Below are 11276 nucleotides of genomic sequence, written 5' to 3' on the forward strand. Positions count from 1 at the left end.
GTATTAATGTCCTTCAAAATCGCAGATGCTGTACACGTTTAGACCTAGTGCTTCTAAACGTTTAGCGCCACCGATTTCTGGTAGGTTGATAACGAACGCAGCGTGCTCAACTTCACCACCCAGTTGGCGAATCAGCTTAGTCGTCGCTTCAATAGTACCGCCCGTTGCCAATAAATCGTCGACAACCAGTACTTTGTCGCCTTCAACGATGGCATCTGTATGGATTTCTAGTGTATCAACGCCGTATTCAAGCTCATAAGATTGAGCAACAGTAGGGCGTGGTAGCTTGCCTGGTTTACGCACTGGTACAAAACCAACACCTAGCTCAAGCGCTAAAGGCGCGCCAAATAGAAAGCCACGAGCTTCCGTACCCACAACCTTGGTAAAGCCCATATCTTTGTAACGTTCAACAAGTAAGTTGATCGTCGCTTGGTATGCTTTCGCGTCTTCAAGAAGGCTCGTCACATCACGAAATAGAATGCCTGGCTTTGGGTAGTCTTGGATGCTTTTGATGCTAGATTTGATCAGTGAAATTGTTTCTGTAGTCATAATACCGATTTACTTAGATTGGCTCATCGCCCTCTCTAATCGCAGTATCACGAGGGCAACGAACAATAGGTTTTCACCACTATGTGCTTATTTTCGTAAAAGTCACAGGCGCTGAAAATACAAACGCCCACTCGAAGAGCGGGCACACTATTCTCTACAATCTTAGTGATTTTCTTCTCGGTCAGCAACCAACTCAATCACAGGCAGACGCATAAACCAGCTGAGTAAAACGATTAGCATCACTAAAAGACCAATTTTTACCCAAACGAGGGGGACAACAACGATTGAAACCATGAAACTAAGCGCAATAAAAATCGCACCACGCTTTTTTACTTTTGAAGTAACAGCCCGATGCTTATGCCAATTGTCGAGAATGGGTCCAAACGTTTTGTGGTTATGTAACCATTGATGAAATGCGGGGCTACCACGCATAAAACATGCGCTAGCAAGCAAAATAAAAGGTGTGGTGGGTAAAAGTGGAAGGGCTATGCCGGCTATGCCGAGCACAATACAGAGTCCACCAACAGTATTGAAAAAGTAACGCTTAATACGAATGGTGAACTCCGGTACAAAATAGCTAGATTAAAAGCCTGCGTAACCATTCATTACACGAAGCCAGGTTAGCGTTGCAGGAAGTGTTGGGATCAAAAGAACTGCAATAAAACCTAAAAAGTAAAAAATATTATAAGGCTCTTTAAAATCTTTGTCTGCCATGATGTGTCTTCTCACTAGTTGACTTTGCTTCTCCCAAGGCACAGCGTTAAATTATCGTTGCACAAATGGGTCATTATTGTTTTAAGCGCTGACTATACATTAAACAGCCAAATCTAAACACCAATAAAAAGTAAGGTTATTGAACTAAACGTATGTTGTTTTGGTGGTTCTAAAAAGATAATAAGCAGCGTCAGGACGCTGCTTATTGGTTTGCAAGTCATAATTATACTAGTCGGGATTTCCGGGTAATACTTAAACTAAAACTTGAAGAACCTAAACACCCGATAGACAACTGTCCTGCAACACTAAGCGGTAAATCGCGGGTGATGAAGTTTTTCATACTTCCTCCCCCTAAACGGTTACCTGCTGCGATGTGTTGATTCGTATTTCCGTCAGACCAATGGCTATCTAAACCCGCAGGCAATATAGAGACCGAGGATGAAGCGAGGTCGGCGACACCAAACACAGCATTGACTGCACCCGCACACTCCGAACACTCAATTCCTTTTTCAATGATCCCTACCATGTCCTTGAGATCAGCACTGAAACTTTTCAAGTTACGGAGATAATCGTCAAACAATGCCCTAACGAGCAATGTCGTCGCAACTCCATCATTAGCTTGGGAAGCAGAATCAACGAGATAAAACGCAAATTGACCATTCATTAACCAACGATAATCGAAAACCAAGGGCATCACATCCGTCGATTGCAATAAACGGTACGAGCAGCGCCAATCTCCCTGAGCAGCATCCTTCTCTGGCAATAGAGCTTGCAGTAAATCTCTTGCCGCACTCGGATTCTGTTGTAAATATTCCAGATGCCAATACAGCTCTTGTTCATCTGGGATTTCACCACCATCATCAACCCTGAACCACTGACTTGAAAAGTCACGTTGTTCTGAGAAGTGGCTATCGGTATCTTCTAGCGTATTCTCTATCGCCTGAGATAGGTGCTCATAATTACCTATCGGTTTAGGAAGAAAATCTTTAATACCAAATCGCAACGCTTTCGCGACATCGGACATTTCATCCGTGCCTGATACCACGATAAGCGGCATATATGGGTATTCGAGACTAACTTCTTCGACGAACTCGATACCATCTAAGACCGGCATCGATAAATCACATAAGATAAGATCGGGTTGGCATTCCCTGAGTTGTTGAAGCGCTTCTAGGCCGTTTTCTGCTTCTACTACTTTAAAACCCTGACTTTCTAAATAGGCATTGGTTACTTTACGAAATATTGGATCATCGTCCACCAACATTATTAGTTTTTGATTAATCACTTCCTGTGCCGAGACCATTGCCGTTTGACTGTGAGTCTTAAACATACCTTTATCCCTCACAAAGCTCAGTCAAAAAAACAGATTTATTATTAAGTCATTATTTTTGTTGTGTTTACTTCCAGCAAAACGTGTCACAGCAAGACCTGAGGCCGCTTCGCCTTGTTATAAAACTTAGCTCGGAAACTGCATTAATACAAATATTACGGCGTATAACAGTATTTACTCAAACAGGGTTGCTGTGTTCAAATGATGCAACATGTTGACTTAAAGCAAGCTTTGATCACAAAGTTAATTATAAATTAACCGTAATCGGTAATTTAATGTGTCTGGAAATATGAAATTAGATGACTTAAACCTGTTTCGACTGGTTGTCGAAAATGGGAGCTACACCGCAACTTCGCGAAAAACCATGATCCCGGTTGCGACCATCACCCGACGCATTCAAGCGCTAGAAGACTCTGTCAATCTTCGACTATTGAACCGTCATGCTCGCAAACTCTCGCTCACTGAAGCAGGGGAACGTTTTTACCATGAGTGCTCTCCTTTACTACAAAGGCTAACAACCGCAGCAGAGGAAATCACTGACGACTGCCGAGGAGCATCCGGCAAGATTAAGATATCCGCGCCTTACAACTTAACTAAACGAATGATGATGCCGATGTTCAACAGCTTTATGAAGCAGTACCCGGACATCAACATTGAGCTAACGACAGAGAATAATGCGGACAAGCTTGACCCTACTGAATGGGATGTAATTTTTCGAGTGGGACCTCAACGCGACTCTAGCCTCATCGCGCGTAAGATTGGCGAAGTGAAGGATATTCTCGTTGCAAGCCCTGACTATCTAACCTCGAATCCTGCGCCACATCATGCAGAAGAGCTCTCTAACCATTCATTGCTAAAAGGGTACCCGCTTATTAAGTGGACCTTGATTAATAGCAAAGGCGAGTCTGTGGTGAATGTTGACCGTGGTCGTTTTCAAGCAAACGCGCTCAATGTGGTGCGCAGCGCTTGTTCCGAAGGTTTAGGCATCACACTAATGCCAGATGTCATGATCAAAGAGTACATCGAGAGCGGTGATTTGGTACGCGTACTGCCAGATTGGAGTGCAAACCCGCGCGACATTTATATGCTTTACAACCACAAAGACCACCTGCCAGAGAAAGTTCGCCTCTTTATTGACTTTGTGATCGCTTATAACATTCACTAATTAGATAGCGAAAACAAAAAACCAGAGCCGAAGCTCTGGTTTTTTTACGACTTAAGAAAACGCACCCTATGCGCCTTCGTTATGAAGCTCTAGGTTTGCTAAATCCTGTTGGATTTCAAGTTGTGTTTTCGCATCATCGTTACGAAGACCATCTAAAAAATCTAGGTATTGTTGGTCAATATCACCCGTTACGTATTCGCCGTTAAACACGGATGTATCGAACTGAGTAATATCTTGGTTTCCAAGACCGACCGCCTCTACCAAATCTTCTAGGCGTTGATAAATAAGCGCATCGGCACCAATCTGCTTACAAATTGTATCGTTGTCACGGCCATGGGCAATAAGCTCTGTAGCACTTGGCATATCAATGCCGTATACGTTCGGGAAACGAACTTCAGGAGCCGCTGAGACCATGTACACTTTCTTGGCACCAGAATCACGAGCCATCTCAATAATCTGCTCTGACGTTGTACCTCGAACAATAGAGTCATCCACCAGCAACACATTCTTACCTTTGAATTCCGAACGAATAGCATTCAACTTGCGACGTACTGATTTCTTACGTTGTTGCTGGCCAGGCATGATAAACGTACGTCCAACATAACGGTTTTTCACGAAACCCTGGCGATAAGGGATATCGATCGCTTGAGCGATTTGCAGTGCAATGTCGCAAGACGTTTCAGGGATAGGAATGACAACATCGATATCAAGGTTTGCGTAATCTTCACGAATACGTTCGCCCAGCTTTTTACCCATTTCAACGCGAGCGCTGTATACCGAAATTTTATCGATGAACGAATCCGGACGAGCAAAGTACACGAACTCGAAAATACAAGGGTTCAGCTTAGGATTGTCTGCACACTGCTTCGTGTAAAGCTCACCGTCAAACGTTGCGTAAATCGCTTCACCAGGTGCAACATCACGGACGAAATCAAAACCGACCGCATCCAATGCCACCGATTCAGACGCAACCATGTACTCTGCTCTGCCGTTAACTTCACGCTTACCTAAACACAGCGGGCGAATACCGTGTGGGTCACGAAATGCAATCATACCATGACCAATGATCATAGCTGTCACAGCATAAGCACCGCGAATTGTGCGATGAACATTGGTGACTGCGCGGAATACGTCTTCGGTCGTGACATTTCCTTTTACTGAGTCAATTTCGTGCGCCAGTACATTTAGTAATACTTCAGAGTCTGAAGTGGTATTGATATGACGGCGATCTTTTTCAAACAGCTTCTGACGAACTTCGTTGGCGTTAGTCAAGTTACCGTTGTGGGCAAGTGTAATACCGAAAGGAGAGTTTACGTAGAAAGGTTGAGCTTCTGAAGCGCTTGAACTGCCTGCTGTAGGGTAACGAACATGACCAATTCCGACCTCGCCTTGCAGGCGTTGCATGTGTCTTGCTTCAAATACATCCTTGACTAAACCGTTCGCCTTACGCAGACGAAAACGATTGCTTTCTATGGTACAAATACCAGCGGCATCTTGGCCACGATGCTGTAACACCGTTAACGCGTCATAAATAGACTGGTTTACAGGCGTTGTGCCCACGATTCCAACAATACCACACATGTCCTAATCCTCGATTTGCGACAGTAGCTGGCACTACTAGATAGTGCCAGACAGAAAACTTGATGTTGCTTGTAAATGCTCGAAGAATGGGGCGATGATACGGCTGAACTCAGGGATCAACTGTGAATCTTTCCACCAATCCGAGCTTGGGAATGCAGTAAACGCATCCATAAAAAACAGCACCGCAGAAACAATTAAGACTCCGCGTAGACCACCAAATACAATCCCGAGAATTCGGTCCGTACCTGATAGCCCTGTTTTTTGTACCAGTTGACCAATGACGTAATTCACCACTGCACCAACTACCAAGGTTGCGACAAATAACGCCGCAATCGCCGCTCCGTTACGAAACATATCATCTTCGATGTTGGTGAAGTACACCGCCAATTTGGCATAGTAATTACTGGAGATAAAAAACGCTCCGAACCAAATCACCAAAGACAAAGCTTCTTTAGCAAAACCGCGAACTAAACTGATCAGAGCTGAAAATCCGATCACACCTAAAATGATAAAATCTATCCAATTCATCTTTTCTTCATCTTAAGTTGGCGCGCATTTTAACAGAAAAAATGCTGACGCAAACGTTTTCTTATGGATTTAATGGCTTAAATTTAAGCAATTGGCCTTTTGAACCTGTAATTTTTTGTAATTCTTGAACTTGTCGTTCAAGTTTACTTTTTGACACATCAGGGCCAACAATCACTCTCGTAAACTCGTTTTCTTTCTTTGTGTGAGCTTGATAACCACGCTTTTGCAAATCCGCGACAAGCGCGACAGCATTTTCGTGATTCTTAAGTGCCATCAACTGAATGATCCAAGCTGAATCTTCATATTGATTTTTCTCTTGAACAGGACGAGTGACGACCTCAACTTGCTCTGGTTGTTTGATGACCTCAGGTTTAGATGTTGGCACTGGCTCGGGCTCAGAAACGGCTACTTGAGCATCCTCACGTTCTTGCACTACAGCTTCAACCGGAGAATCCGGTAACGTAATGTCGTCTTCCACTGGCTCTAATATTTCGAAGTTTTCCACATCACTATCAAGTTCTGGTTTGATAGGAATACTGGCAAATTCTTCTTTGTAGTGCAGTTTCTTACCATCTAGCACATCGGGAAGAACAATGACTCCGACTGCGACTAGAATGATGGTGCCGACTAAACGACTTTGGAATTTACTTGCCATCAAAATACCTTTACTTATTTATTATTTGATTGCCAATGTTCCAATACCTCTCCGACGGTATGGAATGATCCAACCACCAGAATAACGTCTCCTGTCTTTGCGTGGCTTCTCGCACTCTCGAAGGCGTCAACAGGGTTTTCAAAATGAACTTGCCCATCAGGTAAGTATTGGCACAATTCATCAGCGGTCGCCGCTCTCGGTCCAGTAAGCGACGCTGGATACCATTGTGTTGCAACTGGAGTTAGCGCTTCAATGGTTGCTTTAATGTCCTTGTCATGCAGCATTGCAACCACAATATGGATATTCTTACCCAGATATTGTTGCTTCACTCTCTCTACCAAATACTCAGCAGAGTGCGGGTTATGAGCGACATCAAGGACTATTTCAGGTTCGTGATGCAGTACTTGCATACGCCCCGCCAAACGCGCATTATTCAAGCCATTGACAATATTTATGTCAGTGATTTGCAATTCCGAAGCCCCTAGTGCCATCAGTGCAGTGGCTGCATTTTGTAATGGTAGCGATGGGATTGGTAAATCCTCTAACTCAAATGCCCCACTGCTCCATTTCCAACCATTATCAGTTAGTTGGTAATCGTACTGAATACCTACTTGGAAGAACTCAGAACCAATATCGTCAGCATGAGCCGCCACGGTCGCTGGTGGCGTCGGTTGACCACAAATTGCTGGCTTCCCTGAACGGTAAATGCCCGCTTTTTCAAAACCAATAACATTGATGTCATCACCAAGCCAATCCACATGATCGATCGCTAAGCTCGTAATAACAGAAACATCATGGTCAACAACGTTAGTGGCGTCTAGACGGCCGCCAAGTCCTACTTCAAGTAAGACAACGTCAACTTTCTCTACTTGGAAAATACGTAGCGCAGCAAGCGTACCGAATTCAAAGAGGCTAAGGCTAACATCACCACGCTGCTTTTCTACATAATCGAATGCTTCACAGTGCTTGGCACCTACAACGTCAACGCCATTAATGCGTACACGCTCGTTGTAACGAATCAGGTGCGGAGAACTATAAACACCGACTGAATAGCCAGCATCAAGTAAAATGGCTTCCATTAACGCACACGTTGAGCCTTTGCCATTGGTTCCGGCAACGGTGATTACGGTTGGAGCTGGTTTGGTAAGATTGGCTTTGTTTGCTACCGCTTGGACACGGTCTAAGCCTAGATCAATTGCTGAGGAATGAATATTTGCTAAATAATCAAGCCACATCTCTAATGAAGATGTGGCTTGAGGAATTGGGTTTTGGGTCATCTAACTTTAACCATTAAATTCTTTGGTTTTTATGTTAGTTGATACTTTACCCTTTTTCGTCCGCTTCTGGTACAGAATATGGCTCTTCATTTGGAGATTCGTTAACCGAAACCACCAAAGGAGACTTGTGGTTAGTCATCTTAGCGATAAGACCACCCACACGCTGACGCATTTCACGACGGTCAACGATCATATCAATAGCACCGTGATCAAGCAGGAACTCACTACGCTGGAAACCTTCAGGAAGATCTTCACGTACAGTTTGCTCGATTACACGACGACCAGCAAAGCCAATGAGGGCCTTAGGTTCACCGATGTTGATATCACCCAACATAGCCAAACTTGCTGATACACCACCCATTGTAGGGTCAGTTAGAACAGAAATAAACGGCAGACCTTTTTCTGATAAACGCTCAAGCGCAGCACTGGTTTTTGCCATTTGCATAAGAGACATTAAAGCCTCTTGCATACGAGCACCACCACTTGCTGAGAAACAAACAAGCGCACAGTTATTTTCAATGGCTGCATCCACTGCTTTCACAAAGCGAGCACCAACGACTGAACCCATTGAACCACCCATAAAGGAGAATTCAAACGCACACGCCACAAGCGGCAGACCAAGCAATTCACCCTGCATCACAACTAGCGCATCTTTCTCACCGCTATTTTTTTGTGCAGCAGAGATACGCTCTTTGTATCGCTTAGAATCTTTAAATTTCAGTTTATCCTGTGGCTCAAGTTCAGAACCTAATTCAACTCGATTACCTTCATCTAAAAATGTTTCCAAACGACGACGCGCTTTCATACGCATGTGATGGTTACACTTTGGACAAACTTCTAAGTTACGCTCTAGTTCAGCATGGTATAAAACCTGTTCACAAGAGGTACATTTAGTCCACACACCTTCTGGGATAGAAGCTTTGCGTGAACTTACTAGATTGCTTTTCTCTAAAATCTTTTCAAGCCAACTCATGGAAGACCTTTTCTCTCAACTCTTCCGCTTCATTGCGAAAGATATAAATTCGACATAATACCGACGGATTAAACCATATCTTGCAGCTACTGTAGATAAAAAACTGGTTGTACCTATTTTTGATATCGTAAATAGCGTATGTTTTCCGTTCACATTCAATGTAAACACTACCGATATTTTGAAATAAGTTTGTAAAATTAGTTCAAATTATCTGGTAAAAACAGTGGACCGATCGGCACTTCAGGTAACCCAAACTCTTCTGGGTAGTCTACATCTACCAGGTACAGACCTTCCGCTTTCGCTGTCGCACCCGCTAGTTTGCGATCTTTGGCTTCTAATAACCACTTGATCCATTCAGGACTCTCTTCGCCACGTCCAACTTTTATCAAGCTACCCGTGATATTACGAACCATATGATGCACGAACGCATTAGCTTTAATATCAATAACCACATAGTTCCCATGGCGCGTAACGTTCAGATGCATCAAGTTTCGAAATGGGCTGCGAGACTGACAATGCGCCGCGCGAAACGACGTAAAATCATTTTCGCCAAGTAGGAACTGCCCTGCTTCATGCATTTTTTTCTCGTCGAGCTCACCATGATAGTGACTAACCCCCGAGTTTAGGATGCCTGGACGTAAAGCATGATTGAAAATAATGTAACGATAACGGCGAGCTGTCGCTGAGAATCTTGCATGGAAATCATCTGAAACTTCCTTAGCCCAACGAACCGCTATATCGCTTGGCATGTTCGCGTTTGCGCCCATGGTCCAAGCTACCATTTTTCGAGTAACGTTGGTATCAAAGTGCACAACTTGTCCCGTGCCATGCACGCCTGCGTCTGTCCGACCAGCACACTGAACTTCAACTGGGTGATTAGCGACGACGGACAATGCTTTCTCTAGCTCTTCTTGGACACTTTTCACTTCTCTTTGGCGCTGCCAACCAAAGTAGTTTGTACCGTTGTACTCGATACCTAATGCGATTCTCATCTTAACCTTCGAACTCTAAAATGGGGCGGGAAGTATATACTCAAGTCACCTCAAGTTGCCAGTTTCACCAAGGGTGACATAAAGGTAGCATCCTACTAACGGGACACAAAAAGGGTAGCAAACGCTACCCTTTTGTTTCGGTTTATCGGCCATTAATGGCGTCAATCAGGCTTTTTGCTTCGCGGCGAATATCATCCTCACCGTAAACAATCGCCTCTTCTAGTAGTTTAATCGCCCCTTGAGAATCGTTCATCTCGAGATAGATTTTAGCCAAATCCAGTTTCCCAGCCGCTTCAGCATTGTTATCTACGTCAATATCGCCGATCTCGCCGATAACATCTGGAAACTCGTTCAATCCGACATCGAGCTTAAGGTCTTCTTCTTCGAACTCACCACCTTCTCTGTCGACCTGAGCCATCAATTCATCAATCGTCATAAATTGATTTTTCTTCGGGTCGAAGTCATCCAAGTCGCTTTGCTCTGCCCAGTTTTCTTGCGCGATCTCTGGCTGACTTAGTGCATCACTCGAATTCCAAACATCACGCTGGTCCTCAGGCACTTCTTCAGTAGAACTTACGTTATCAGCAGCGGGTTTAAAGCCATCCCAATCATCTCCAACATCAAGCATGGTTTCAAAATCCATACCTGCACTTGCGATGGTGTCACTGTCTAGTTTACCTTCAAATACTTCTGAGTTTGCGTCTTCCGCAAGAAGGTTAGCCATTGATGATTCATCATCCAAATTACTGAGCGGCTCACCCTCTGTCGCTGTTGGCTGCACTTCTGGGTCAGTATCAAAGCCGTTTTGCTGCGCAAATACTTCAAACAAAGCATCATGATCGTTATCGGCTTGAATAGCTGGTCTCGATGTCTCTGCTTCAACCTTAGGGCTCTCTGGCGCACCCTCGTTCATTGACGCGAGAACATCTTCCTCATTGAACTCTGGAAGATCTTGGTCGTCAAAACTTAACTCTTCATCCTCACCGGAGATTGGTTCTATATCTGCAGTCTCAGAGCTCGGTAATTCTGGCTCTTCTTCCATCGACGCCAAGGCATCTTCTTCGCTGAACTCTGGCAAATCGAGCTCATCAAAATTGAACTCTTCTTCGGACTCAGTTGGCAAGTCGGCTTCAACTTGTTCTAGTTCAATGGACTCGGACGTTTCTAACTCCGGCTCATCCACCATAGACGCCAATGCGTCTTCTTCACTAAACTCAGGAAGATCCAGCTCATCAAAATTGAATTCATCTTCTGATTCAGCTGGCAAGTCGGCTTCAACCTGTTCTGGCTCAACGGACTCGGACGTTTCTAACTCCGGCTCATCCGCCATAGACGCCAATGCGTCTTCTTCACTAAACTCAGGAAGATCTAGCTCATCAAAATTGAATTCATCTTCTGATTCAGTTGGCAAGTCGGCTTCAACTTGTTCTGGCTTAACGGACTCGGACGTTTCTAACTCCGGCTCATCCGCCATAGACGCCAATGCGTCTTCTTCACTAAACTCAGGAAGAT

The 11276-nt window shown here is 44.3% G+C and carries 12 protein-coding genes; 1 reads left to right on the top strand and 11 read right to left on the bottom strand.

Annotated features, from left to right (window positions below; translation table 11 throughout):
* Positions 1-3: 3 nt before the first annotated feature.
* The 4 genes from apt to R7F64_RS12400 all read right to left on the bottom strand — a co-directional run bounded on the left by apt (position 4) and on the right by R7F64_RS12400 (position 2593).
* Positions 4-549, bottom strand: coding sequence for an adenine phosphoribosyltransferase (gene apt, locus R7F64_RS12385; protein ID WP_318071729.1), 546 nt, complete (start codon positions 547-549; stop codon positions 4-6).
* A 162-nt stretch (positions 550-711) separates the two neighbouring features.
* A complete protein-coding gene (locus R7F64_RS12390; protein WP_080276930.1) occupies positions 712-1098 on the bottom strand; it encodes a YbaN family protein in 387 nt (128 codons plus the stop codon).
* A gap of 33 nt (positions 1099-1131) precedes the next feature.
* Positions 1132-1263 (bottom strand): hypothetical protein, encoded by a 132-nt coding sequence (locus R7F64_RS12395; protein ID WP_005380608.1) that lies wholly within the window; start codon positions 1261-1263, stop codon positions 1132-1134.
* Positions 1264-1486: 223 nt separating this feature from the next.
* Positions 1487-2593: a response regulator gene (locus R7F64_RS12400; RefSeq protein WP_005380606.1), complete on the bottom strand. Its 1107-nt coding sequence runs from the start codon at positions 2591-2593 to the stop codon at positions 1487-1489.
* Positions 2594-2882: 289 nt separating this feature from the next.
* Between R7F64_RS12400 and R7F64_RS12405 the strand changes: the two genes are divergently transcribed.
* Positions 2883-3758, top strand: coding sequence for a LysR family transcriptional regulator (locus R7F64_RS12405; protein ID WP_005384959.1), 876 nt, complete (start codon positions 2883-2885; stop codon positions 3756-3758).
* A gap of 66 nt (positions 3759-3824) precedes the next feature.
* Here R7F64_RS12405 and purF read toward each other — a convergent pair whose 3' ends face one another.
* The 7 genes from purF to R7F64_RS12440 all read right to left on the bottom strand — a co-directional run.
* Positions 3825-5339, bottom strand: a complete 1515-nt coding sequence (gene purF, locus R7F64_RS12410; protein WP_005380592.1) for an amidophosphoribosyltransferase — start codon at positions 5337-5339, stop codon at positions 3825-3827.
* A 36-nt stretch (positions 5340-5375) separates the two neighbouring features.
* Entirely contained in the window at positions 5376-5867 is a 492-nt protein-coding gene (locus R7F64_RS12415) for a CvpA family protein (RefSeq protein WP_005380590.1), read from the bottom strand.
* 61 nt (positions 5868-5928) lie between these two features.
* Positions 5929-6522: an SPOR domain-containing protein gene (locus R7F64_RS12420; protein WP_005380588.1), complete on the bottom strand. Its 594-nt coding sequence runs from the start codon at positions 6520-6522 to the stop codon at positions 5929-5931.
* A gap of 14 nt (positions 6523-6536) precedes the next feature.
* The gene (folC, locus tag R7F64_RS12425) at positions 6537-7799 is read right to left on the bottom strand and encodes a bifunctional tetrahydrofolate synthase/dihydrofolate synthase (protein WP_318071730.1); all 1263 of its coding nucleotides are present in this window, start codon (positions 7797-7799) and stop codon (positions 6537-6539) included.
* A gap of 46 nt (positions 7800-7845) precedes the next feature.
* Positions 7846-8772: an acetyl-CoA carboxylase, carboxyltransferase subunit beta gene (gene accD, locus R7F64_RS12430; RefSeq protein WP_005380583.1), complete on the bottom strand. Its 927-nt coding sequence runs from the start codon at positions 8770-8772 to the stop codon at positions 7846-7848.
* Positions 8773-8969: 197 nt separating this feature from the next.
* Positions 8970-9764 (bottom strand): tRNA pseudouridine(38-40) synthase TruA, encoded by a 795-nt coding sequence (truA, locus tag R7F64_RS12435; protein ID WP_005380566.1) that lies wholly within the window; start codon positions 9762-9764, stop codon positions 8970-8972.
* A 142-nt stretch (positions 9765-9906) separates the two neighbouring features.
* A partial coding sequence (locus R7F64_RS12440; protein ID WP_318071731.1) for a FimV/HubP family polar landmark protein occupies positions 9907-11276 on the bottom strand: 1370 nt, incomplete at its 5' end.

The sequence above is a fragment of the Vibrio sp. Vb1980 genome, assembly GCF_033338615.1.
Classification (GTDB): Bacteria; Pseudomonadota; Gammaproteobacteria; order Enterobacterales; family Vibrionaceae; genus Vibrio; species Vibrio alginolyticus.